Below are 24,055 nucleotides of genomic sequence, written 5' to 3'. Positions count from 1 at the left end.
GATGGTCGCGGACTGGCAGGGGCGCTCGCGCGCCGCCCTCGCCGGAGCGACCGCGCTGATGTCGCTGACCCTGTGCGCGCCGGCGCATGCGCAGGCACCGACACCGCAGCAGCCGCAACGGCCCAACATCGTCGTCATCATGGGTGACGATATCGGCATCTGGAACATCGGTGCCTATCACCGCGGCATGATGGCGGGCCGCACGCCGAATCTCGATAAGATCGCTGCCGAGGGCATGCTGTTCACCGACTATTACGCCGAGGCGAGCTGCACGGCCGGGCGCGCCAACTTCATCACGGGAGAACTGCCGATCCGCACCGGCATGACGACGGTCGGCCAGGCGGGAGCACCGACCGGCCTGCCTGCGGAGGCCGTGACGATTGCCACCGCACTGAAAGGAATGGGCTACGCCACAGGCCAGTTCGGCAAGAACCACCTTGGCGATAAGAACGAGTTCCTGCCAACCGTGCATGGGTTCGACGAGTTCTTTGGCTATCTCTATCACCTCGATGCGATGGAGGACCCCTGCCATCCGAATTATCCGCAAGACCTCAGGTCGCAGGTCGGTCCGCGCAATATGGTTCATTCGCTGGCAGCCGATGCCGACGACGCCACCGTCGACCCGCGCTGGGGCAAGGTCGGCAAGCAGACGATCCGTGACGCGGGTGAGCTCTGCCCGAAGCGGATGGAGACCGTCGACGACGAAATCCGCGACCTGTCCTTCAAGTTCCTCGACAAGGCCAAGGCCGACAACAAGCCGTTCTTCCTCTGGCTCAATCCGACCCGCATGCACATCGTCACGCATCTCTCGCCGAAATACGAGGCGATGCGCAATTCGAAGAACGGCTGGACCATCCACGAAGCCGGCATGGCGCAGCTCGACGACGATGTCGGCCTGGTCATGAACAAGCTCAAGGAGATGGGGGTCGACGACAACACCATCGTCGTCTTCACCACCGATAATGGCACCGAGGTCTTCACCTGGCCCGATGGCGGGCAGACGCCCTTCGCGCAGAGCAAAGGCACGATCATGGAAGGCGGCTTCCGGGCCCCGGCGATGATCCGCTGGCCGGGCCGGGTGCCGGCAGGCAAGGTCGAGAGCGGCCTGATCTCCGGGCTCGACTGGTTCCCCACCTTCCTCGCCGCAGCGGGCAATCCCAACATTGCCGAAGAGCTCAAGAAGGGTAAGCAGATCGGCGGCACCAGCTACAAGGTCTACCTGGACGGCTACAACCAGATGGACCTGATCACCGGCAAGGGCCCGTCGAACCGCGAGGAGATCTTCTACTTCGGCGAAAGCGAGCTCGGCGCCGTACGCATCGGCGACTACAAGTATCGCTTCATCGACCAGCCCGGCGGTTGGCTCGGCGACAAGACCAAGGCAGACGTGCCCTACCTGACCAACCTGCGTCTCGACCCGTTCGAGCGCACCGGTTGGCCCGAAAACGGCACGAAGTCCGGCTCGCAAAACTACTTTTCATGGTTCCAGTACGAGTTCTGGCGTTTCGTCTTCGTCCAGCAGCAAGTTGCCAAGCTGGCGATGACGGCCGTCGAGTTCCCGCCGATGCAGAAGGGCGCGAGCTTCAACCTCGACGCCGTGAAGGCGAAGATCGAGGCCGCGCGAGCCGCTATGGGCTAATGAAGAGCCCACATCACGGCGGGCTCATCGACACCTGCCCGCCGTGACCTTTCCCGCAGTCGAGACGACAATCTGGGAGGGCATCATGAAAACCACATATGTCGCAGTTGGACTTACCTTCTCGCTGGGACTGATCCTGTCGGCCTGCCAGACCCCGCAGTCCAGACAGGCCGAACTCGCGCAAATCTGCGCGAACCCGGTCAATCGAGCAACTGGCTCCTTCTACTACGGAGAGTGCCAGTCGCTCTATCCATCGACCGATCGACGACTACAGCGAAACTACAGGCTTGGAGCACCGACGGGCAATTGAACTGAAAGATTGTCTCAGGCTGCGACGGGTGCGCCATCGTCAATGGTCGACGAGTCTGCCGTTACTGATTGGACCCTACCATGTCGATCAAGCACATCGTCGTCATTGCTTCGACTGCTCTGCTGCCGTCTGTACTGCAAGCTGCCGATCTTGCCCCCGCTCCCCGCATGACGATGGTTACGGCCAGCGATTGGGCAGTTTCCGTGACAGCCTATACTTGGATGTCGGGCCTGAACGGCAAGCAGGGCTTGTTCGGCTTGCCCGACATCGATGTGAACCTGAAATTCCGGGATATCCTTCCGGCATTGGATTTCGCCGCGTCGGGTATCGTGGAAGCCAGTAACGGCACGTACGGGTTCGTCGGCGAGGCGAATTTCGTCAAGATCTCGGACAAGGACAGGGGGCCGGCGGGATTTGTCGGGCTGAAGCTTCGCTCGACCTCGTTCTTCGGCCTGGCTGCAGGCACCTATCGTGTGGCCGAGGGCGACTGGGGCAACATCGAGTTGATCGGCGGCGCGAAGTTCTTCAGCTTCTCCAACAGGGTCGTGCTGAGCGCCGCTGCGCCGCTGCCCGTTCTGATTGGTAGCGAAACCCAGTCCTGGGTCGACGCCACATTCGGTGTGAAGGCTCGCTACAACCTCAGCCCGGACTGGTTCCTGACAGGATGGGCCATGGCCGGCGCCGGTGGATCGAATTATCACTGGGATCTGCTCGGAGCGGTCGGATACCAGTTCAGCCCGACCTGGTCGGTGTCGCTGGGCTATCGCGCGATCGGCGTCGACTATAAGAGCGCCCGCTTCAGCTACGACATGGTTCAGCATGGCCCGTTACTCGGTGTGACCGCGCGATTTTGATCGGTTCCGCCAAGCTGACGATATCCCCGGCAGCCTGCGCGCCAGCGCGATGGAGGCTTCTATGCTAGCCAGTTCCTTCTATCGGCTGCTTCAGCGTCTCGCATTTGGCTGCTGGGTTGCGATCGTGAGCATCACGCCGGTTTATGCCCAGAGCGATCCATTGCCTTCATGGAACGACACTGCCGCGAAGCAAGCCATCGTCGCATTTGTCGGAAAGGTGACCAGGGAGGGAACCCCGGATTTCGTGCCGGTCCCGGAGCGCATCGCAACATTCGACAACGACGGCACCCTGTGGGCGGAGCAGCCCCTCTATTTCCAGCTACTGTTCGCGTTCGACCGGGTGAAGGAACTCGCTCCTCAACATCCCGAATGGCAGAGCCAGGAGCCCTTCGCCTCGTTGCTCAAGGGTGACGTCAAGGCTGCGCTGGCGGGTGGAGAACGGGCCGCAGGCGAGATCGTCGTGGCCACGCACTCCGGCATGACGACGACCGAGTTCAGCAAGCTGGTGACAGACTGGCTCGCCACGGCGAGGCATCCCGTGACCAAGCGCCCCTACACCGAGATGGTTTATCAGCCGATGCTGGAGCTGATGATCTATCTGCGCGCGAACGGCTTCAAGACTTTCATCGTCTCCGGCGGAGGGATCGATTTCATGCGGCCATGGGCCGAGAAGGTCTATGGCATTCCGCCCGAACAGGTGGTTGGCAGCAGCGGCAAGACCCAGTTCGAAATGCGGGAGGGCAAGGCCGTGCTGATGCGGTTACCGGAAATCAGCTTCATCGACGACAAGGCGGGCAAACCCGTCGGGAATCCAGCAGCATATCGGGCGGCGCCCGATCGCTGCCTTCGGCAACTCGGACGGCGATCTCCAGATGCTGCAATGGACCACCTCGGGACAGGGCCCGGGCTTCGGCCTGATCGTGCACCACACCGACCCGGTGCGGGAATGGGCCTACGATCGCACGTCGTCCATCGGGATGCTCGACAAGGCGCTGGACGTCGCCGCCGTGAACGGCTGGACAGTCGTCGACATGAAGAACGATTGGAAGACGATCTTCCCATTCGGCAGCAAGTGATCCCTGGCCGGAACCTATATCGCCTTGGCCGGGAACATGCATGATGGTCTGACTGGCCGCCGGCCAGCCAGTGTTCGCGCGCAATCATCGCGCAGAAGGCATCGCGTGAAACTCAGGATCGGCTACGCGCTCGACTACGATTTTCCGCAACCGACACCGGTCATCCTGATGCTGAACGTGCATTTCAGCCGGGTATCGGACTTGGCCGAACCCGACCATATCCGCATCCAGCCTTCGGTTCCCGTCAGTGCCTATCGGGACGGCTTCGGAAACTGGTGCACTCGGCTGCTGGCGCCACAGGGGTTGATGCGGATCACCGCCGACGCGATCATCTCCGATAGCGGCCTGCCCGAAAGCCATGACCGCAGTGCCGGCCAAGTGCCGGTCGAACGGCTGCCGGAGGAGAGTCTCGTCTTCCTGCTGGCGAGCCGCTTCTGCGACAGTGACCGCCTGCTCGACCTCGCCTGGCAGCTCTTCGGCCATACCCAGCCGGGCGCGCTACGTGTTCAGGCAATCTGCGATTTCGTCAACCAGCGCATCGCCTTCAACTACAACGATGCCAGCGTGACCCGCACAGCGTCCGACGCCTATCGTGAAGGCCGCGGCGTCTGCCGCGACTACGCTCATCTCGCGATCGCCTTCTGCCGGGCGATGAACATCCCGGCACGCTATTGCACCTGCTATCTCGGCGATGTCGGCACGCCGCCGCCTTATCCGCCAGGCGATTTCGCGGCGTCTTTCGAAGCCTATCTCGACGGCGGCTGGCAGATGTTCGATCCGCGCAACAACGTGCCGCGCATCGGCCGCGTGCTGATCGCGCGCGGGCGTGATGCGGCCGATGTCGCCATCGCCACCACATTCGGGCCGAACACGCTGACAGGGTTCAAGGTCTGGACCGACGAGGTGGTGGAAGGGGCGATGTAGCAGTTGCAACCAGACATGTCCTGACGCGCCATTTGCAGACGTTCACCCACTGCCGAGAACCGGACGTTCCCGGAAAAAGGTATATCAGCTGCCGCACAACCGGGATCGCCGGGGCGTCGAGGGCTGGCAGCCTCCTGACCGAAGCCGAGCTGCTCAGCGGAACTCTAATCCGGGCCGCCCTGAGATACCGCTCTGGCTTCTATAGCGATTGTCTCGCAGTCGGCCTCGGTGCCGTTCTGCCAGGATTGGACGAGGAAACGCGCATCCGCTCCAATGGCCATTATCGGGTGGTGCCAGAGTCCCCGACGGTAGATCAATCCTTGCGCAGCGGACAACCAAAAGGCAGCGAAGGTCGAAAAATCAGGGGTGCCGTCAGCCTTGTTTTGACTGACGACCACGATATGGCCCGCACCGCCAAGCGGAACGATGAGCTGGATCGAGTTTGGATGCCGTTCCAGCATTTCGATCGGCTGGTCCGGATGCTGCGCCTTCGCCTCGAAGATCGATGTAACCAGCCTGGTTCCTGGCAGGACATCGGAGGCTGCGTGCGCGTGGATGTCGTGTCGCAGAGCCGTACCGTTGTTGACAACATGATCGGATTCGCCAGCTTCCACGATCCATCCATAGGGCTCGAACGAGGCCTTCGTCACCGGTTGAACTTGGAGAGTCCGGGGGGAAGGAATCCCGAGCGTGAGCTCATCGTCTTGCATAGGTGTTCCTCAAGGGGCCGCCGGGATCGAGGCCTCCACGCATTGTAGATGCCGGTCCACCGCAGGTGGATACGGTGCCGTTTGAACCGGCCGGATGACGGCACAGGCGTTGGTGAAGCCGGCCCTGCCTGTCAAGAGATGGGATTGCGGAGGAAAGCGCCGGACGGTTTCGGATACACGTCGAGGGCTGCTCTTTGATGGTCGCGCAGAGGGCGAGGCGCCGCTCCGCTCGGAACGTCGCCCCGCCCGAACGAATGAAGCACTCTCAGTCTTCGATCTTGAAGTAATCTGCCCCAAAACGAGCAGCATCGTTATACGTCACCTTTTGCAGAACGTTCTGCGACAGGTTCCATTTTTTGAAGACCGCTGCGTAAGAACCATCGTCGACCATGCTCTGCAAAGCCTTGATCACCGCATCGCGAAGGCCCGGACTGTTCTTGTTGACGATCCACCCCTGATAACCAACCGCGTAGCGGCCGCTGGTGATGAGTTCGAGCTGGATGCCGCCCTTGGGCTGCTTCGCAGTCGAATAGGCTGAAACGCCTACATTGGCGATATAGGCATCTGCGCGCCCGCTCTTCACCGCGAGCTGGGCCTGATCGCTGGTTGGGAACTCCATGATCTCAAGCGGCTTCGAACTCGGACATTTCTGAGCCTGCAGTTCGAAGAGCTTGAGCGGGGTCGAGCCTTGGTGGGCGGCGCCGCGGTGCCCGCACATGTCGCTGAGCTTCTTGATGCCAAGCGGATTGCCCGCAACGACCACGAGACCGGCGGCCTCATAGTTCACATCGATGATATCGACGATCTTTTCGCGCTCGACGAAGTCCCCGAACGCAGACGCTCCGAGATCAAAGCGCCCAGACTGGATGCCGGGAATGATACTGGGAAACGGAGCAGCTGACACCTTGATTGGAATTCCGATGCGCGACGCTACTTCGGCCAGAAGCTCCTGCTCGACACCGATGAGGGTCTTGTTGTCCTCATCGTAGAAATCGTAGGGCGGTTGCTGCGGATCGCTGGCGGCCATGATCGCACCTGCGTTGCGGATACGCTCGGGCAACATGTCATAAAGGCCGGCAATGCGCTCTCCCGCAGCCGCCGAACCCGTCCATACGATAGCGGCGGCCAGGACGACCGCTTTGAGCCTGCTCGTCATTTGAACAATTCCCCTGTCAATTGTGATTGTTGATCCGGCTGAGGAAACTCTTCGTCCGATCTTTTTGCGGATTCTGCAGAACTTCCCGAGCCGGGCCTTCCTCGACGATCACCCCCCCGTCTATAAAGACCACGCGATCCGCGACTTCCCTCGCGAAGCCGATCTCATGTGTGACGATCAGCATGGTCATGCCTTCCCGTGCCAATCGCTTCATCACCGCCAGCACCTCGCCCACCAGTTCTGGATCAAGCGCGGAGGTAGGCTCGTCGAACAGCATCAAGCTGGGTTTCATGGCGAGTGCGCGTGCGATCGCAACACGTTGCTGCTGCCCGCCGGAAAGCTCTGCCGGCATGGCATGCTCCTTCTCGCGAAGGTCGACCATAGCGAGAAGCCGTCGCGCGTTCTCGACCGCCACGTCCCTCGCTTCGCCCTTCAAGAGCATGGGACCTTGCGTGATGTTGGTCATCACATCGAGATGCGCGAACAGATTGAACCGCTGAAAAACCATCCCGATGTCCCGGCGTTGCCGAGCCAGTTCAGCATGTTTCATCTCGTAGAGCGTGTCGCCACGCTGGTGGTAGCCCACCAGCTTGCCGTTCACGAGAATCCGTCCGGCATCGATTTTTTCGAGATGATTGATGCAACGCAGAAAGGTCGACTTGCCGCTTCCGGAAGGCCCGATGATGCAGGCCACTTCGCCGGCTTTGAGATTGAGGTCGATCCCGCTTAGCACCTCGATCGAGCCGTAGGATTTGCGGACCCCTTCGGCCTGAACCACGAATTCTTGCCCGGTCATCATGCTTGCCCTGCGCTTGCTGCGAGCTGCCTCGGAGACAACCGCGCGGGCCGTTTGGTCGAAGCGCGGCTCAACCTGCGCTCGATCCAACCTTGTATAACCGTGGCAACGCTCGTCATCACCAAGTACCAGATAGCCGCAACGAACAGCAGCTCGATGACCAGAAAGTTCTTTGCATATATATTTTGAACCCGTGTCAGCAAATCCTGGGCTGCCACGAAAGAAACCAGCGACGTCGTCTTCAGCATCGAGATCGTTTGATTTCCGATCGGTGGAATGATGACACGCATTGCCTGAGGCAGGATGATCTTGCGAAAGGTCTGCCCAGGCGTATATCCTAAGGCCATTGCAGCTTCCGACTGCCCTTTGTCGACCGCCAGAAGCCCGCCTCGCACGATCTCGGCCATATAGGCTGCTTCATTCAGGCTGAGCGCGAGCAGGGCTGCCGTAAACGGCGACACAAGCGCGTTGGTATTGATCGAATAGCCCGCGACGCCGACCGACGGAATGAACAGCTGGATATTGAACCAGAAGATCAGCTGAACGAGCAGCGGCGTGCCGCGGAAAAACCAGATGTAAATGCCCGCCGCGGTCGAGAGCATGGCGTTCCGCGACTCCTTCATCGCGGCCAAGACGATGCCGCCGGCGACCCCGATCGCCACGGCGAGGAACGTCATCAAAAGCGTCAGGCGAATGCCGGAGAGGATCGAAGCGTTGAACAGATATTCCGGAATGACCGACCAATTCACGTTGTCTGTGCGCGCCACCTGCACGAGCAGCCAGCCGACAACGGTGCAAAGCAGCAGCACGGCAAAGCGCTGACCCCAATAGGTTGCCGGAACGATCCTTGCAGGCTGCGTCGACGACATTAAACCTCCAAGACATCCGACCGGTCTGACCACTTGCTGAGAACCAAGCATCCGAGCAATGCTGTGTCAATCGCGGGCTTCTCAGGGAGTGCGCTCTTCGTTTGCCGTCGGAGCCGAAATGCAATCGTCACACCTTCCCGAGCGCCACATGGTGCCTCACGAGACGGTTAGAAAACTGCAGGAGATGATCGAGCGGGGGCAGGTGGAACCCGGTCAAAAGCTGCCGTCACAGCGCATCTTGTCGGAGCAGCTTGGAATCAGCCGATCGTCCCTGCGCGAGGCGATCTCGATTCTCGAGACGATCGGCCTTTTGCGAGTCGAGGTCGGGAAAGGTGTATTCGTGGTGGCCCCGGAAGCCAGGGTGCCGCACTGGCGTCACCTCGGGCTTGCTGCGCCAAAGGAAGTCTACGAATTTCGCTATAGTCTGGAAGGGTATGCTGCGGGCTTGGCGGCCACACGCATGACGTCAGCCATCATGGAGGAGCTCAAGGCGTGCCTTGCCGCGATGGTCGAGGCGGCGACGCGGCAAGACCTCGTCTCTCTGGCATCAAACGACCGGAAATTTCATGTCATTATCGTCGAGGCCTCCGGAAATACGGTGCTTATCGGGAGCTTCATGAGCGCGCATAGGGTCATCCTCGAGGCCCAGCGCATTCCCATGAGTCGCATGGAAACGTTGGAATTTACGGCCGCCGAGCACCGGCTCATCGTTGAGGCGCTGGAAACCGGCTGCTTCGTCAAGAGTGCGCAGGCCATGATGGATCATATCGCCGCGACGGCCGAGCGCGGAGGCGTCAAGCTTACCCAGTTTCAAATCGGGGGCGTGAATGGCGGCAGTGGAACTGGTCCTGGAAGGTGACCTGGTCGTTGTCCGCCCTTCGAATGTGAGCTGGACCAGCGTTGATCCATTCGGCCTCATTGGCGAATGTCCAACGCTATGCCTGATCGTGCATAAGGCATCTTCTTGAAGAGCGGGGCCCTCATAAGGGCGATGCCTTGGTCCTGGGTCGGTCGCGGACGTTGACCGCTCGCCGAACAGCGGACGTCCTTGCGACGCTTTCGCCGGGGTGCGATCCAGGATGATCCGAGCGCCTGGATCGACCGATGCCGCTCCTGCCGGAAGGGTCTTCCACAGGCAGGTCAAACCGAGAGTCGGTCGCTCGAAGCGATGACACGCTCCTTGTAATGTTCAAGCACCGGCGCCACCCCTTGCAAAGAGACGGCGCTGTCGAGTCCGGCAGCCGCGCCTTTCGCAGCCTCCCCGGCGCGACCGGCCATCATCGCCTCGAACGCCGCAATCGCATCCCAGCCTTTACCCGAAGTCAGCGCCTCCGCCAGATCGACTGCGTCGGCGAGCGCGAGATTCACGCCTTCGCCACTGAACGGCGACATCAGATGCGCCGCGTCGCCGATCACTGTGATCCCCCGTACCGGAGCCCAGCTCAGCCCGATGGGGAGCGCATATAGAGGCCGTACCGCGAGAAGATCGCCGTCGATGATCAGCTTGGTCAAGGCGGGGGCGAATTCCGCGAAGGCATCCAGCACGTGAGCCCGGACCTCATCGCCAGGGAGTTGCGCCCAGCGACGTGCTTCGTCTTCCTTCATCCGTAGCCCGGCGTAACCGCGGATATGACCGTCCCCGTTTCGCTGCGCGATCAGCACGCGATTGGCACCCACCGCGAACATCTTGCCGCTCCCGACGAGCCGGTCGACATGCGGGTGGCGGGCGACGTCGAACCCGAGCTCGACGAGTGTCACGCCTTCGTAAGCGGGTCGTGCATCGGTGAGCAACGGGCGAACCCGCGACCACGCCCCATCGGCACCGACCACGGCAGCGAAGCGGTGGGAGACGCGGTCGAGGACGACTTGCACGCCGCCATCGACAGACTCGACCGTTGCCACTTTCGCGTTCCACTGGATCGTGCCGGGTTCGAGCGAGTCGACGAGGATGCGACGCAATGCCGTGCGGTCGATCTCGGGTCGGTCGTCTCCCGAGCCATCGCGGTCGAACAGCAGCGTGCCATGCTGGTCATACAACCTGTCGCCTTGGTCTTCCGGGCGAGCCTCCGCTGCGAATGCGTGTTCGAGATCAGCCTGCCGCATCGCGCGCTGGCCGGTTTCCGCATGCATGTCGAGCGAGCCGCCCTGTGGCCGCGCGTCGATGTTGGCGTCGCGTTCGAAAATGACCACCTTGCGCCCGCGCCGTTGCAGCAGTCTGGCGAGCATTAGTCCGCCCGGTCCACCGCCAACGATGCCGATCGTTCCCATCATTGTCATAAGCCGTTCCTTTAGTTAGATAGGATACTATATAACTAAACATAGGATGCTATGCAATGGCGCTCGACGACGATGGCTGGCAACCGCTCGAACACCCCGGACATTATCTGAGCCGCATCGCGCGGGGTTTGACGCGCGTCGGCGATGCGCGGCTGCGCCCGCTCGGTCTCGCCACCGCGCAGTTGCCGGTGCTCTCGATGTTGCGGAACGGAGAACGATTGGCTCAGTCCGAGCTCGCCCGTCTCGCCAAGGTCGAGCAGCCGACGATGGCGCAGCTTCTCGGGCGTATGGAGCGGGATGGGCTCGTCCGCCGAGATCCCGATCCGCGAGACCGCCGCAGCAGCCTCGTTTCACTCACGGACGCCGCCATTGAAAAATTGCCGGCAGGGCGTCAAGCGCTGCGACAAGCCAATACCGAAATGACCGAAGGGCTGTCCGATGCCGAGGTCACGACCCTGGTTCGGCTGCTCCGCCGCGTGCTCGACAACGTCGAGACGATGCAGCCGAACCCCGTGAGGGATTAAGAATCGAGCCGGCATCAAATGCATCTGGTCGTGAGCTCGTATGGCGAGAGTTTTGCGCTGATAGGCAGCGTCTCGCTTGGAGCTGACGTTGAGACGTCACCCAGCGTGCCGCGCAGGATGCTGATGCCGATCATTCTCCTGTTCGCCATTGTCGGCTCTTACGCGATCAACAACTCGCTGTTCGACGTCGGATTGATGCTCGCCTTCGGCGTGCTGGCCTTCGTGCTGGAGGAAAACGATTTCCCCGTCGCGCCGGTCATCCTCGGCGTCGTGCTCGGGCCCTTGCTGGAGGAGTATTTCATCAACTCGATGATCAAATCCGACGGCAGGCTGATCGGCCTCGTCGACCGCCCGATCGCTGCCGTCCTCGCCGCGATCACCATCGCAATCGTTGGCTGGACCATTGTCGCTTCCTTGAGAAGCGCCAAAGCCAACGAGCAACATACGGCCGGTTGAAAACGCTCTTGGGCATGGGCCAAAGCGGCAATGGGCAAATGCGCCGATCCCGTACATCGAGAAACCGCGGGATCTGACATTTCGGTCGGAGCGGCGTGGTGCCTGGTCGATAGGCGGACAGATGGACATGCTGTCGTCCACTGCATGCGTGGGCGCATTCACTCGACAGATGAAGGCTATTGATCGCAAAGCGATATGCCAGCTGGATTCATATCCGGCGCCCCTATCAGCCGGAGCACGCGGCCTGCCATGTCCGAGACAGCTTGTTCGCGCCGCGCCATCGGCCTGATCGTCCCGTCGTCCAACAGGGTCGTCGAGCGCGTGGCGGGCCAGATGCTTGCGGGCCACCCGAACATCGACTGCTGCATCGCGCGCGTGCCTTATGGCGGGATCGTCGAGACCGGTACAGCGCCCGGCTACAGGCTCGAACCGTTCGACGGCGCTGCCATGCTGCTGGCCGATGCTGGCGTCGATGTGATTTGTTGGAACGCGACGCGCGGGGCAGCGCTGGGCTTCGACGCCGATCGCGAGCTGTGCCGGCGGATCGAGGACCGGACGGGAATCCCGGCGGTCACAACGTCGCTCGCGGCCGTCGCGCTCCTGACGGCGGCGGCTGAGAAAAGGATCGGGTTCGTCACTCAGGGCGACGAGATCGAATCCCTCGATATCCTCGAGAGGTTCCGCTCACAGGGCGTGGACATCATCGACCACAGCTGGCTCGGCATCGTCGACAATCTCGATGCAGCCTATGTCGGTAGCGACACGTTGCTGGCGAAGGCCCGGGATCTGGCCGCCCGGTCGTCGCTCGACACCGTCATGTTCTGGAGCACCAATCTGTCGGGCTATGCTGCTCGGCTAAGCGAACCCGCCGCCGACTTCGGCATTCTCGATTCGGCTGAGATCGGGATCCGCGCCGCGCTAAGCGGCGCAGGCTAGGGCATCTAGTATATCGGCCAATTTTTTAGGCATCTTTCTGCGCATTGCATACAATGCGGCGTACGCATTCGGCGACGCGCGCCTTTTTGAAAGCATTTCAGTTCCCTACCCGCTGGCACGCTACGTGCTTTGAAAGCGCCATGTGCGCCGACGCCAAACCGCATCTTCGTCCGAGTCCAGCCCGAGCCGCCGCGCGCCGAGACAGCGCTCGCGCTGCGGCCGAACGCGCGGTCTGCGGGGGCGCTTCCCATCATCCGGCGCGCCGCGACATCCGACTGGCAAAACGAGGGGTCTCCAACCGATGATCACACGCCGCACCGCCATCGCCGCAGGTCTTGCCGCGCCGTTCGTCGCGCGTAGCCAGGCGCAAGCCCAGGCCGTTGGCCGGGCTGAAACCCTGCTGCTGGTTCAGGAGTACGGGCCCAACAGCCTCGACATGCAGGGCATCGGCTCGTCGCAGCCGGTCAATGGCGTCGCGCTAAACTGCTATGACCGCCTGCTGCGCTTCAAGCCGGTGCCGATCTCCGGCGGCGGCGGCAACACCATCTCGATGGGCGAGCTCGAGGGGGAGCTGGCCGAGAGCTGGCAGGTCGCGTCGGACGGCATGAGCTGCACCTTCAAGCTCCGCGACGCCACCTTCCATTCGGGCCGCAAGGTCACTGCGACCGACGTCAAATGGTCGCTCGATCGCGCCTGCACGATCGGCGGCTTCTCCACGACGCAGATGAATGCCGGCTCGCTGGAGAAGCCCGAGCAATTCGTCGTCGTCGACGAGAAGACCTTTCGCGTCGACTTCGTCCGCAAGGACAAGATGACGCTGCCGAACCTCGCGGTCACGATCCCGTTCGTCTTCGACTCCGAGCTCGCGATCAAGAATGGCGGTGGCGACCCCCATGCCAAGGAATGGCTGAAGAACAACGTCGCCGGCTCCGGCGCCTACAAGGTCGAGAGCTGGAAGCCGGGCGTCGAGACGATCTATGTCCGCAATGACGACTGGAAATGCGGAAAGCTGCCGCAGCTGCGCCGCATCATCGCGCGCGACATCGCCTCGCCCTCGACCCGCAGGGCTTTGATGGAGCGCGGCGATGCGGACGTCTCATACGGTCTGCCGCCGAAGGACTTCAAGGACCTGCTCGACGCGGGCAAGGTCAATGTCGTCGGCGTGCCGATCCCCAACGGCGTCTGGGGCTGCTATCTCAACACGCAGGTCGGCCCGTTCAAGGATGTCCGCCTGCGCCAGGCCGTGGCCTGGGTGATGCCTTATGAGAAGATTCTGCAGGCCTCGCTTTTCGGCCGCGGCGTCGATATGTCGGGCGGCACCGAGCCGAAAGTCGCCTGGCCGCAGCCCTTCCCCTATAAGAGCGACGTCGCCAAGGCCAAGGCCCTCGTCGATGCCGCAGGCGGCCCCTTCTCGACGACGCTGTATTTCGACGCGGGCAATGCGACTGTCGCCGAGCCGATGGCTGTGCTGATCAAGGAAGCGCTGGCCGGCATTGGCATAACCGTCGAGATCAACAAGGTTCCAGGCGCGAACTTCCGCACCGAAATCGCCAAGAAGACCAACCCGATGGTGCTAAACCGTTTCGCTGGCTGGCTCGACTATCCCGATTACTATCTGTTCTGGACGATGCACGGCAACAACTCGATCTTCAACATCGCCGCGTACCAGAACCCGGCGCTGGACAAGCTCGTCGATGCCGCCCGCTTCGCGCCCGACAAGGCCGCCTACGACGCCAATGTGATCGACTTCATCAAGCTGGTGGAAAACGAGGTGCCGATGGTGCCGATCAACCAGCCAACCCATGACGTGGCGCTGCAGAAGTCGATCGGCGGCTACCAGTTCCAGCCCTGCCGCGAGCCAGATTTCCGCTACCTCACCAAGGGGTGAGCGGTTCTGGCCGAGGAACCTCACCGGCATTCCGGGCAAGCCGCGTAGCGGCGCCGATCCGGAATCCATCGTAAGGCGCGACTTTCTACGATGGATTCCGGCCTCCGCTTCGCTCCGCCCGAATGACCGCGCGTTTGGATGAAGGAAAGACGCTATGCTGCGCATGATCGGCCAGCGCCTGATGACCACGATCCCGTCGGTCATCGGCGTGATCATCGTCACCTTCCTGCTGACGCGGGTGCTGCCGGGCGATACGGCTGCCTATTTCGCTGGCCCTGCCGCCTCGCCGCAGGCGATCATCGAGATCCGCTCCAAGCTCGGGCTCGACCAGCCGCTGCCCGTGCAGTTCGTGTCCTACGTCACCGCGCTGGTGAAGGGTAATCTCGGGACCTCGCTGACCACCGGCCAGCCTGTGACGGCCGACCTCGCCGCGCGCCTGCCAGCCTCCGCCGAACTGACGCTGGCCGGGCTGCTGCTCGCCATGGCGGTCGCCTTGCCGCTCGGCGTGCTGGCGGCTGTGAAGCAGGGTTCCTGGATCGACCATCTCTGCCGCGTCGTGGCGACCGCGGGCGTCTCGCTGCCGGTGTTCTTCACCGGGCTTCTCCTCGTCTACGTCTTCTATTTTCTGCTCGGCTGGTCACCGGCGCCGCTCGGGCGGCTCGACGTCTTCGCCTCCGAGCCGCCTCGCGTTACCGGCCTGCTCCTGATCGACACCCTGGTAGCGCGGGATTTCGAGACCTTCCGGGGGGCTTTCGCTCAGTTGATCCTGCCGGCGGTAACGCTCGCCATCTTCTCGCTGGCCCCGATTACCCGCATGACGCGGGCATCGATGCTGGCCGTGCTCGGCGCCGATTTCGTGCGCACGGCGCGCGCCAGCGGCCTGACGAACCGCAAGGTCATCGGCACTTATGCTTTCCGGAACGCCATGCTGCCGGTGGTGACAACGCTGGGCATGGTGTTCTCCTTCCTGCTCGGTGCCAACGTGCTGGTCGAAAAGGTCTTTGCCTGGCCCGGCGTCGGTTCCTACGCGGTCGAGGCGCTGATCGCGTCGGACTACGCGCCGATCCAGGGCTTCGTGCTGACAATGGCGATCCTCTACGTCGCCCTGAACCTGATGATCGACGTGCTCTACGGGGTCATCGATCCCCGCGTAAGGCTGGAGGGGTGAAGCCCGTGAACGACATCGCCAACGTCGAGCCGGCGCCCGCCCCGACAGTCGAACCCGCCCCGGCGCTGCGCTTCGAAGCGCCGCCTTCCACCAGCTTGTGGACGCATGCGCGCCACATCGTGGCCGAGAACCCGGTCACCGGGCTCGCCTTCGGACTGTTCGCGCTGATCCTGCTGGCGGCGATCTTCGGCCCTTCGATCGTTCCCTACGACCCGCTGGCGAGCAACACCAACGCCGCCCTGCAGGCGCCGAGCCGGGCGCACTGGTTCGGCACGGACCAGCTCGGCCGCGACATCTTCAGCCGCGTGGTGGCGGCGACGCGCCTGGACTTCTCGATCGCGATCTTCTCGGTGGCGTTGGTCTTCCTGATGGGCGGACTGGCCGGCGTCATGGCCGGATTCTATGGCGGCTGGGTCGACAAGGTCGTCGGCCGCATCGCCGATACGATCATGGCCTTTCCGCTGTTCGTGCTGGCGATGGGGATCGTGGCCGCGCTCGGCAACTCGGTCGGAAACATCGTGCTGGCGACCGCGATCATCAACTTCCCGCTTTATGCCCGCGTCGCGCGCGCCGAGGCGAATGTGCGCCGCGATTCCGGCTTCGTGCAGGCGGCGCGGCTTTCGGGCAATTCCGACTGGCGGCTGCTCCTGACCCAGATCGTGCCGAACATCATGCCCATCATGGCGGTGCAGATGTCCCTGACCATGGGCTACGCGATCCTGAATGCGGCAGGTCTCTCCTTCATCGGGCTGGGCGTGCGCCCGCCGACGCCGGAATGGGGGATCATGGTGGCCGAGGGTGCGAGCTTCATCGTCTCCGGCGAGTGGTGGATTGCCTTCTTCCCGGGCCTCGCCCTGATGATCGCCGTGTTTTGCTTCAACCTGCTCGGCGATGGCGTGCGCGATCTCGTCGACCCGCAGCGGAGGAACTGACATGACCGCGGTGCCGCTGCTCGAGATAAAGAACCTCACCGTCGAGTTCGCCACCCGGCGCGGCGCGGTGCAGGCGGTCAAATCGATCGATATCAGCGTCGCCAAGGGCGAAACGGTGGCGATCGTCGGCGAGTCCGGCTCGGGCAAGTCGGTCACGTCCTATGCCGTGGTGCGGATTCTCGATCGCGCGGGCCGCGTCGCCGAAGGCAAGATCTCGTTCTCGGGCGTCGATCTCGTCGCAGCCGACGAGACCCAGATGCGCGATCTGCGCGGGCGGGAGATCTCGATGATCTTCCAGAACCCGCGCGCGGCGCTCAACCCGATCCGCAAGGTCGGAAAGCAGATCGAGGACGTGCTGTTGCAGCATGTCCAGGCGACGCGTGCGACGGCCAAGGAGAAGGCTGTCGAGGCGCTGACCAAGGTCAAGATCGCCCGCCCCGAGGAGCGCTACGACGCCTATCCGTTCGAGCTGTCGGGCGGCATGTGCCAGCGCGTCGTGATCGCGCTCGCGCTGGCCTGCCAGCCGCAGCTGTTGATCGCCGACGAGCCGACGACGGGCCTCGACGTCACCACCCAGAAGGCGGTGATGGACCTGATCGTAGAACTGACCCGAGAGCGTGGCATGTCGACGATCCTGATCACGCACGATCTCGGCCTCGCCGCCGCCTATTGCGACAAGGTCGTCGTGATGGAGAAGGGCAAGGTCGTCGAGACCGCCCTGGCCGGCGAGATCTTCCGCAACCCGCAGCACCCCTATACCCGCAAGCTGATGAAGGCGACGCCGCGGCTGGACACCAGCCTCGCGGATCTCTTGCCCGAAGCGCCGAAAACAGTGCCCGGCGAGGCCAGAACGGCCGCCGCTGCCCTGAAACCGGTGGCCAAGACCGGCCCGCTGATGCAGGTCGAGAACCTGATCAAGGAATATCCGCGGCCGGCGAGCGGCAGCCTCTTCGCCAAGCTGCTCGGCAAGGGTCCGGCTGAGCCGCCAGCGCCCTTCCGCGCCGTCGACGGCATCAGCTTCAGCGTCGCCAGGGGCGAGACGCTGGGGCTCGTTGGCGAATCCGGCTGCGGCAAATCGACGACCTCGATGATGCTCACGCGGCTGATCGACCCCAGCGGCGGCAGGATCGTCTTCGACGGCACCGATATCGGCGCGATTCCCGCCAAGCAATTCGCCGCGTCGCCGCATCGCCGGCGCATCCAGATGGTGTTCCAGGACCCGACCGACAGCCTCAATCCGCGCTTCACCGCAGAGCGGGCCATTGCCGACCCGATCATGCGGATGGGTACGATCAAGGGACGCGATGCCTTGCGCGCACGCTGCGAGGAGCTGGCGCGGCTCGTCGGCCTGCCGGTCGAGCTGATCGACCGGTTTCCCCATCAGCTCTCGGGCGGGCAGAAGGCACGTGTGGGCATTGCGCGTGCGATCGCGCTCGACCCCGATCTGGTCATTCTCGACGAGCCCACCGCTGCGCTGGACGTCTCCGTCCAGGCGGTGGTGCTGAACCTGCTGGAAGAGCTGAAGGGGCGGCTCGGCATGAGCTACCTCTTCGTCTCGCACGATCTCAACGTGGTGCGGCTGCTCTGCGACCGGGTGATCGTGATGAAGACGGGCTCGATCGTCGAGGAAGGCACAGCCGAGGAGGTGCTCGGCGATCCCAAGGCGGAGTATACGAGGGAATTGCTGACCGCGATTCCGCACCCGCCGTTATGAGCGGTTCCTGCCCGACGCCTCTGGAGACGCCTGCCGATGAAGATCAACGACCCCACGGTGCTGGCCGAAGTCGAGGCCGCCTTCGCTGAGTACGAGAAGGCGCTGACCACAAACGACGTCGCGACGTTGGACAAGCTGTTCAAGGACAGCCCGCATACGCTGCGCTACGGGGTCGCCGAAAACCTGTACGGCTACAGCGAGATCGCCGCTTTCCGCTCGGCCCGCTCGCCGGTTGGGGTGATGCGCGCGATCGAGCGCACCGTCATCACAACGTATGGCGACACCACGGCGACGGCGAACACCATGTTCCGGCGCGACAGCATGGTCGGGAAGGTCGGTCGGCAGAGCCAGACCTGGATCAAGTTCGCGGAAGGCTGGCGCGTCGTCAGCGCTCATGTCAGCGTCATCCCCGAATGAGCAGCTGGCGGCAGCACATGCTGCGTGACGGCATGACCACCATCGCTCTGGCTGCTATGCAGGCATCGGCAATTCCGCCTTCCCTCCGAACCTGATCATGCCGCCCCACCCCGCCGCCGCCTTAGCGATATCCAAGCCTGCAGCGCCACCGCGGACGCGGACCGAAGCCCTTCGCCTGCAGATCGCCGACGAGATCATATCGGGCGTGCTCGAACCGGGAACGCCTCTCGACGAGCAGGAGCTGGCGGCGCGATTCGGCGTCTCGCGCACACCTGTGCGCGAGGCGATCCGCCAGCTCGCAGCATCAGGCCTGGTCAGCGTGCGGCCGCATCGCGGCGCGGTGGTGGCCTTGCCGACACCGACGCAGCTCGACGACATGTTCGAGGCGATGGCCGAACTCGAAGCTCTCTGTGCGGGGCTCGCCGCCCGCAACATGACCGTGCCCGAACGGCGCGGCCTGGAGGGTTTGCATCAGGCGCTGCGCGCGCTGGTGCATGAGGGCGATCCCCTGCGCTATCACGAGACCAACGAGGCTTTTCACGCCGCCATATATGCGGGCACGCATAATGGCTACCTCGCCGAACTGACTTTGATGACGCGTGCGCGAGTCGCGCCGTTTCGCAGGGCGCAGTTCCGGACGACCGGTCGGCTGGGAGGCTCCTACCAGGAGCACGACTTGATCGTGCAGGCGATCCTGCGAGGCGACCAGCCCGGTGCGGCAGAGGCGATGCGCGCCCATATCGGCATCGTGCGCGATGCCTTCAGGAGTTACGCGCGAGCGCCCTGAGGCTCGATCTGGGCTGCCGCGAAAGCCCGCCAGCCGCCGAATTCGGTCACGTCGCGCGCGTCCTCCGTCGCGATCTGCTCGCAGAGGAAGCCCTTGACCCGCGTACCGTCGGCCAGCGCGAGCGTGCCGATGCCGAGTGGCGTGGGGATTCCGGCGACGAAGCGGCCGAAGCCTTCTGCAGGGAGCGCCCAGACCTCGAGCGCGATGGCGGCTCCACCGTTGCGGACGCGGATCAGGCCGGGCCGGGCGGGCGGGCCGCCGGGCAAAGCGAAGAGCCTGTAGTCCTCGCTCGTGGTTGTCGCGCGCAGAAACGTAGCGCCCAGCGCGGTCAGCTCGCCGTTGAGCGGCATGCCCGACAGATGGGCACCGACGACCGCAATCTCGATCGCGCCGGGCGGGGCGACGATCGGGAGCTCCGCGAGCGGCGGCATCGGCGCGTCCAGAGTGCCGAGCCTCAAGCCGGCGGCATGATGAAAGGCGCGGCCCAGCGTGGCCAGCGCTGCATCGCGGCCGGACGGCGCGATGAAGGTGACCCCCGCCGCCGTGCCGTCCCCGGCCAGGGTCACCGGCACGGCGAGCGCGCACATATCGAGCAGATTGACGAAATTGGTGTAGCGGCCGAGCAGCGAGTTCCTGCCGACCGGGTCGGCTGCCATCTCGGCCAGCGTCACCGGCCTCGGCGCAGTCGGCACCATCATCGCATCGATGCCTTTCAGCGAGGCACTGGCGGCGAGAGCGAGCTCGGCCAGCCTGTATTGCGCCGCGAAGGTGTCGGCCGCATCGGGCAAGGGCCTGCCGGCGATGACCTGCCTGATGACGGGCAGGATCGCTTCGGGGTCGCGTGCGAGCAGTCCGCGGACCGCAAGGAAGCGCTCGGCCACCCAGGGGCCGTCATAAAGCAGGCGGGCCGTCTCGTAGAATGGCGTCATATCGATTGGGACGATGGTCGCGCCCAGCCCCCGCGCGCGCTCGACCGCCAGCGCAAAGCTCGCGGCTGCCGCCGCATCGCCGTCGAAGTCGAGATCGGCGGGTCGCGGGATGGCAATTCTCTGATGCGGCGGCAATGCGCCGAGCCGCCCGAGCGCTACGGGCCGGGAGAACGGGTCGGCGGCATCGACACCCGAGATCTCTTCCAGCACCGCCATCGCGTCATCGACCGTCAACGCAAAAACCGAGACGCAGTCGAGCGTGCGGCACGCCGGCACGACGCCCGCTGTCGGAACCAGGCCGAGGCTCGGCTTGAGCCCGACGAGGTTCTGCAGGCCGGCCGGCACACGCCCGGAGCCGGCGGTGTCCGTGCCCAGCGCAATGGGGACGACGCCGGAAGCGACTGCACTGGCCGAGCCGGAGCTGGAGCCGCCGGGCACCAGATCCGCCCGCAGCGCGTTGCGTGGCGTGCCATAGGGCGAGCGCGTTCCGTTAAGCCCGGTGGCGAACTGGTCGAGATTCGTCTTGCCGATCACGATGGCGCCGGCGGCCCTCAAACGGGCGACGGCGGCGGCATCCTGCGCGGGCACATAGGCGAAGGCCGGGCATGCCGCGGTGGTGGGCAGCCCGACGACATCGATATTGTCCTTGATGGCGACCGGAACGCCCCACAGCGCACGGCCGCGCGCTCCCTCCGCCTGCAACCGCTCCGCCTCGGCCAGCGCCTCGGACTCGGGCTTGAGCGCAATGAACATCGCCGGATCGTCCAGCGCGCGTAGCCGGGCATAGCTCCCGGCGACGGTCTGCGCGAGGGTGCGGCTTCCGTCGCGATGGGCAGAGAGGGTTTCACTCAGAGTCTGCACTGGCCGGCTTCCGTTTCGGTGGCATGGGCTAATTGGCTATTAAGTGAGCAATCTCAGCGCGATTGCATGCAAAGATTATGCAAGGCGCTTTGCTGGGAGAGTTCTGCAAAGGAGTAGCGCGACTATCTTCAGAGTCCTGAAGGGGGATGGCTGGGGACCGCGTTTTTCCTTTCCAGGTCAGCTGCTGCGCGGCAGACGTGCCACTCCTACCCCGACGGCAGCACGCTGCCTGCCGGTATAGGCACGGGCCTTGCAAAGCCCGTTCCGTTCTCTTTGCGGGAGGAGCGCCAGATGCCAGCCGTCGAAATCGCCGCGAAGCCGGGCGCGCTGCCCGTCGACTTCGCCCGCACGGCGCTGGTCATCATTGACATGCAGCGCGACTTCCTCGAACCGGGCGGATTCGGCGCCTCGCTTGGCAACGATGTCTCGCTGCTCGTCAAGGCAGTTGCGCCCTGCCGGCGCGTGCTGGAGGGCGCGCGAACCGCCGGCATGCTGGTGATCCACACCCGCGAGGGGCACAGGCCCGATCTCTCGGACGCGCCGCCGGCCAAGTTACAGCGCGGGCCGAAGGAAAAGCGCATTGGTGCGGAAGGGCCGATGGGCCGCATCCTGATCCGTGGTGAGGCGGGTCACGAGATCGTGCCGGCGCTGGCGCCACTGCCCGGCGAACCCGTGCTCGACAAGCCCGGCAAGGGCGCCTTCTACCAGACCGATCTCGACCTGATGCTCCGCAATCGCGGTATCGAGACGCTGCTGGTCTGCGGCGTCACCACCGAGGTCTGCGTCCATACGACCGTGCGCGAAGCGAACGACAGAGGGTATCGCTGCCTCGTGCTTGGTGATGCCTGCGCCTCGTATTTCCCGGAATTCCACGAGGTTGGCTTGCGTATGATCGCGGCCCAGGGCGGCATCTTCGGCTGGGTATCGACCACGGACGCGTGCTGGAGGCGCTTGCCCCAAAGGAAAAGGCGGCGTGAACCGGATGTTCGTCCAGAGTTTCATCGCGAGGATCGGCGGCTTCCGGCTTGGCCGCGCGCATGCACCTGCGAGTGCAAGGGCGCCCAGAATCATGGCCGCCGTACCGGTTGGCAAGCTGGAGCCCGCCGAATGAGCGACACCAAGCCCGCCTTCGACGCAGCGCGCCATTGCGATGCGATGGCGTCCACGCTCGGTCTGACGATCACTGGGAATCAGCGCCCCGCGGTCCTGCAGTTCCTGGCGATCGCGGAGACCATGTCGACGATCGTCTTCGAGGCTCCGCTCGACGAGGCCGCCTTCGAGCCGGCCGGCGTTTTCCGTGCCGGGAAATCCGGCAACGGAGAGCTCGCGTGAGTTTCGACGCCTTCGCACCGGCCCACCGGATCGCCGCCGATATCCGAGATGGCGCGATCAGTGCCGAGGACGTCGTGGGCGGCTTTCTCAAGCGCATCGACGAGCTCAACCCGACTATCAACGCCTTCACCGATGTCACCGCCGAGCGCGCACTGGCCCAAGCGGCGGCCATCGACGCCCGTCGCGCGGCGGGCATGGCCCTCGGGCCGCTTGCAGGCGTGCCTTTCGCCGCTAAGAACCTGTTCGACATCAGCGGCTTGCCGACCCGCGCCGGCTCGAAGATCAACCGCGCGCACGCGCCGGCCGCACGCGATGCCCTGTTGATCGAGCGCCTGAGCCAGGCCGACGCGGTGCTGCTTGGCGGTCTCAACATGGGCGAATACGCTTATGACTTCACCGGCGAGAACGCCCATGACGGACCCTGCCGCAATCCGCATGATCTCGCCCGCATGGCTGGAGGTTCGTCGTCGGGCTCGGGCGCCGCGACCGCCGCGGGATTGGCGCCCATCTCGCTCGGCTCCGACACCAACGGCTCGATCCGGGTGCCGAGTTCGTTCTGCGGGGTCTTTGGACTGAAGCCGACTTATGGCCGGCTGCCGCGTACGCGCAGTTTTCCATTCTGCGATTCGCTCGACCATCTCGGCCCCTTCGCCCGCGATGTAACAGACCTCGCGATGGCCTATGACCTGATGCAGGGCCGGGACTCGCATGATCCAGCCTGTGCGGTCCGGGCGATAGAGCCGACCTTGCCGACGCTGAAGGACGGCGTGTCCGGCCTGCGTATCGCGATCGCGGGCGGCTATTTCGCGACGGATTCGATGCCGGAGGCGCAAGCTGCCGTTGCCGCGGTCGCCGAGGCGCTCGGCGCGACGCAAGTGATCGATATCGCCGGGGCGGGCATAGCGCGCGCGGCCGCCTTCCTGATCACCAATGGAGAGAGCTCCGCCTTTCACCTTCAGCGCTTGCGGCAGCACGCCGATGATTTCGACCCCGAGACCCGCGACCGCTTTCTCGCCGGGGCCCTGCAGCCGACCGCCTGGTATCTCCAGGCGCAGCGGGCGCGGCGTTGGTTCCACGACGAGATGATACGGCTTTTCGAGACCGTCGACCTGATCGTCGCGCCGGCGACTCCCTGCGTCGCGCCGGAACTCGGCCAGAAGACCATGATGCTGAAGGGCGAGACCGTGCCGCTGAGGCCCAATATCGGATTGTTCACCCAGCCGATCTCCTGCGTCGGGCTGCCGGTAGCGGCGGTACCCGTCTTCGGAGGCGGCCTGCCGATCGGCGTTCAGCTCATCGCCGCTCCCTGGCGCGAGGATCTCTGCCTGCGCGCAGCCTATGCCCTTGCCGAGGCCCGCGTCGCCTCGGTCAAACCTCCGCTGGCGAGTTGCAATTGACTCGACCGCCAGGGACGATTCCACGGCGAGTGGACCTTTGCGGCGAGCGCTTTCGTCCTCACCGCCGATCGTCGAGATTACTACCGCAAAGCGGAGTTTCGCA

Annotated in this window: 22 protein-coding genes and 2 pseudogenes; 18 read left to right on the top strand and 6 right to left on the bottom strand. The window is 64.0% G+C overall.

The features are described 5' to 3' along the window. The first annotated feature begins 58 nt into the window (after positions 1-58). The 5 genes and pseudogenes from NWE53_RS24065 to NWE53_RS24045 all read left to right on the top strand — a co-directional run bounded on the left by NWE53_RS24065 (position 59) and on the right by NWE53_RS24045 (position 4,803). Complete coding sequence (locus NWE53_RS24065) at positions 59-1,639, top strand: arylsulfatase (protein ID WP_265055005.1); 1,581 nt, start codon at positions 59-61, stop codon at positions 1,637-1,639. A gap of 85 nt (positions 1,640-1,724) precedes the next feature. Next, the gene (locus NWE53_RS24060; protein WP_265051833.1) at positions 1,725-1,949 is read left to right on the top strand and encodes a hypothetical protein; all 225 of its coding nucleotides are present in this window, start codon (positions 1,725-1,727) and stop codon (positions 1,947-1,949) included. 80 nt (positions 1,950-2,029) lie between these two features. Further along, complete coding sequence (locus NWE53_RS24055; RefSeq protein ID WP_265051832.1) at positions 2,030-2,803, top strand: hypothetical protein; 774 nt, start codon at positions 2,030-2,032, stop codon at positions 2,801-2,803. 61 nt (positions 2,804-2,864) lie between these two features. Beyond that, a pseudogene (locus NWE53_RS24050) lies at positions 2,865-3,879 on the top strand (HAD family hydrolase). 105 nt (positions 3,880-3,984) lie between these two features. Further along, positions 3,985-4,803, top strand: coding sequence for a transglutaminase-like domain-containing protein (locus tag NWE53_RS24045; protein WP_265051831.1), 819 nt, complete (start codon positions 3,985-3,987; stop codon positions 4,801-4,803). Positions 4,804-4,967: 164 nt separating this feature from the next. On the opposite strand, the gene NWE53_RS24040 is transcribed toward NWE53_RS24045, so the two are convergent. The 4 genes from NWE53_RS24040 to NWE53_RS24025 form a co-directional block, all read right to left on the bottom strand. Next, positions 4,968-5,513 (bottom strand): ureidoglycolate lyase, encoded by a 546-nt coding sequence (locus NWE53_RS24040; RefSeq protein WP_265051830.1) that lies wholly within the window; start codon positions 5,511-5,513, stop codon positions 4,968-4,970. Between the two features lie 265 nt (positions 5,514-5,778). Continuing rightward, entirely contained in the window at positions 5,779-6,669 is an 891-nt protein-coding gene (locus tag NWE53_RS24035; protein WP_265051829.1) for an ABC transporter substrate-binding protein, read from the bottom strand. Positions 6,670-6,685: 16 nt separating this feature from the next. Further along, entirely contained in the window at positions 6,686-7,468 is a 783-nt protein-coding gene (locus NWE53_RS24030) for an amino acid ABC transporter ATP-binding protein (protein WP_320109532.1), read from the bottom strand. Then, positions 7,465-8,334 carry an amino acid ABC transporter permease gene (locus NWE53_RS24025; protein ID WP_265051828.1) on the bottom strand — a complete coding sequence of 290 codons (870 nt, stop codon included), beginning with the start codon at positions 8,332-8,334 and terminating at the stop codon, positions 7,465-7,467. The genes NWE53_RS24030 and NWE53_RS24025 overlap by 4 nt, the downstream gene beginning before the upstream one ends. A 148-nt stretch (positions 8,335-8,482) precedes the next feature. Between NWE53_RS24025 and NWE53_RS24020 the strand changes: the two genes are divergently transcribed. Next, positions 8,483-9,193: a FadR/GntR family transcriptional regulator gene (locus tag NWE53_RS24020; protein ID WP_265051827.1), complete on the top strand. Its 711-nt coding sequence runs from the start codon at positions 8,483-8,485 to the stop codon at positions 9,191-9,193. Between the two features lie 281 nt (positions 9,194-9,474). Here the strand turns inward: NWE53_RS24020 and NWE53_RS24015 are convergent, their stop codons facing one another. Next, on the bottom strand, positions 9,475-10,605 hold the full coding sequence (locus NWE53_RS24015; RefSeq protein ID WP_265051826.1) for an FAD-dependent oxidoreductase: 1,131 nt from the start codon (positions 10,603-10,605) through the stop codon (positions 9,475-9,477). Between the two features lie 62 nt (positions 10,606-10,667). Between NWE53_RS24015 and NWE53_RS24010 the strand changes: the two genes are divergently transcribed. From NWE53_RS24010 to NWE53_RS23970, 9 genes are all read left to right on the top strand, one after another. Further along, positions 10,668-11,135 (top strand): MarR family winged helix-turn-helix transcriptional regulator, encoded by a 468-nt coding sequence (locus tag NWE53_RS24010; protein WP_265051825.1) that lies wholly within the window; start codon positions 10,668-10,670, stop codon positions 11,133-11,135. Positions 11,136-11,153: 18 nt separating this feature from the next. Further along, positions 11,154-11,591, top strand: a complete 438-nt coding sequence (locus NWE53_RS24005; RefSeq protein ID WP_265051824.1) for a tripartite tricarboxylate transporter permease — start codon at positions 11,154-11,156, stop codon at positions 11,589-11,591. A 321-nt stretch (positions 11,592-11,912) separates the two neighbouring features. After that, positions 11,913-12,527 carry a hypothetical protein gene (locus NWE53_RS24000; protein ID WP_265051823.1) on the top strand — a complete coding sequence of 205 codons (615 nt, stop codon included), beginning with the start codon at positions 11,913-11,915 and terminating at the stop codon, positions 12,525-12,527. Between the two features lie 301 nt (positions 12,528-12,828). Continuing rightward, positions 12,829-14,415 (top strand): ABC transporter substrate-binding protein, encoded by a 1,587-nt coding sequence (locus NWE53_RS23995; RefSeq protein ID WP_265051822.1) that lies wholly within the window; start codon positions 12,829-12,831, stop codon positions 14,413-14,415. Positions 14,416-14,569: 154 nt separating this feature from the next. Further along, positions 14,570-15,583, top strand: a complete 1,014-nt coding sequence (locus NWE53_RS23990) for an ABC transporter permease (protein ID WP_265051821.1) — start codon at positions 14,570-14,572, stop codon at positions 15,581-15,583. 14 nt (positions 15,584-15,597) lie between these two features. Continuing rightward, positions 15,598-16,515 carry an ABC transporter permease gene (locus NWE53_RS23985; RefSeq protein ID WP_442865056.1) on the top strand — a complete coding sequence of 306 codons (918 nt, stop codon included), beginning with the start codon at positions 15,598-15,600 and terminating at the stop codon, positions 16,513-16,515. 1 nt (position 16,516) lies between these two features. Next, positions 16,517-18,229 (top strand): dipeptide ABC transporter ATP-binding protein, encoded by a 1,713-nt coding sequence (locus tag NWE53_RS23980; protein ID WP_265051820.1) that lies wholly within the window; start codon positions 16,517-16,519, stop codon positions 18,227-18,229. 36 nt (positions 18,230-18,265) lie between these two features. Beyond that, on the top strand, positions 18,266-18,646 hold the full coding sequence (hpxZ, locus tag NWE53_RS23975) for an oxalurate catabolism protein HpxZ (RefSeq protein ID WP_265051819.1): 381 nt from the start codon (positions 18,266-18,268) through the stop codon (positions 18,644-18,646). A 97-nt stretch (positions 18,647-18,743) separates the two neighbouring features. Beyond that, positions 18,744-19,433, top strand: coding sequence for a GntR family transcriptional regulator (locus NWE53_RS23970; RefSeq protein ID WP_265051818.1), 690 nt, complete (start codon positions 18,744-18,746; stop codon positions 19,431-19,433). On the opposite strand, the gene atzF is transcribed toward NWE53_RS23970, so the two are convergent. Continuing rightward, positions 19,415-21,223 carry an allophanate hydrolase gene (atzF, locus tag NWE53_RS23965; protein WP_265051817.1) on the bottom strand — a complete coding sequence of 603 codons (1,809 nt, stop codon included), beginning with the start codon at positions 21,221-21,223 and terminating at the stop codon, positions 19,415-19,417. The two genes, NWE53_RS23970 and atzF, sit on opposite strands and share 19 nt — an antisense overlap. Positions 21,224-21,514: 291 nt before the next feature. Between atzF and NWE53_RS23960 the strand changes: the two are divergent. The 3 genes and pseudogenes from NWE53_RS23960 to NWE53_RS23950 form a co-directional block, all read left to right on the top strand. Beyond that, positions 21,515-22,177, top strand: a pseudogene (locus NWE53_RS23960) (cysteine hydrolase family protein); the annotation flags it as partial. 153 nt (positions 22,178-22,330) lie between these two features. Beyond that, the gene (locus tag NWE53_RS23955; RefSeq protein WP_320109586.1) at positions 22,331-22,555 is read left to right on the top strand and encodes a DUF4089 domain-containing protein; all 225 of its coding nucleotides are present in this window, start codon (positions 22,331-22,333) and stop codon (positions 22,553-22,555) included. Continuing rightward, positions 22,552-23,952 (top strand): AtzE family amidohydrolase, encoded by a 1,401-nt coding sequence (locus NWE53_RS23950; RefSeq protein WP_442864893.1) that lies wholly within the window; start codon positions 22,552-22,554, stop codon positions 23,950-23,952. Before NWE53_RS23955 ends, NWE53_RS23950 begins: the two co-directional genes overlap by 4 nt. Positions 23,953-24,055: the final 103 nt, after the last annotated feature.

The organism is Bosea sp. NBC_00550 (assembly GCF_026020075.1).
Taxonomy (GTDB): Bacteria; Pseudomonadota; Alphaproteobacteria; order Rhizobiales; family Beijerinckiaceae; genus Allobosea.
This window is presented reverse-complemented; position numbering and strand designations above follow the sequence as displayed.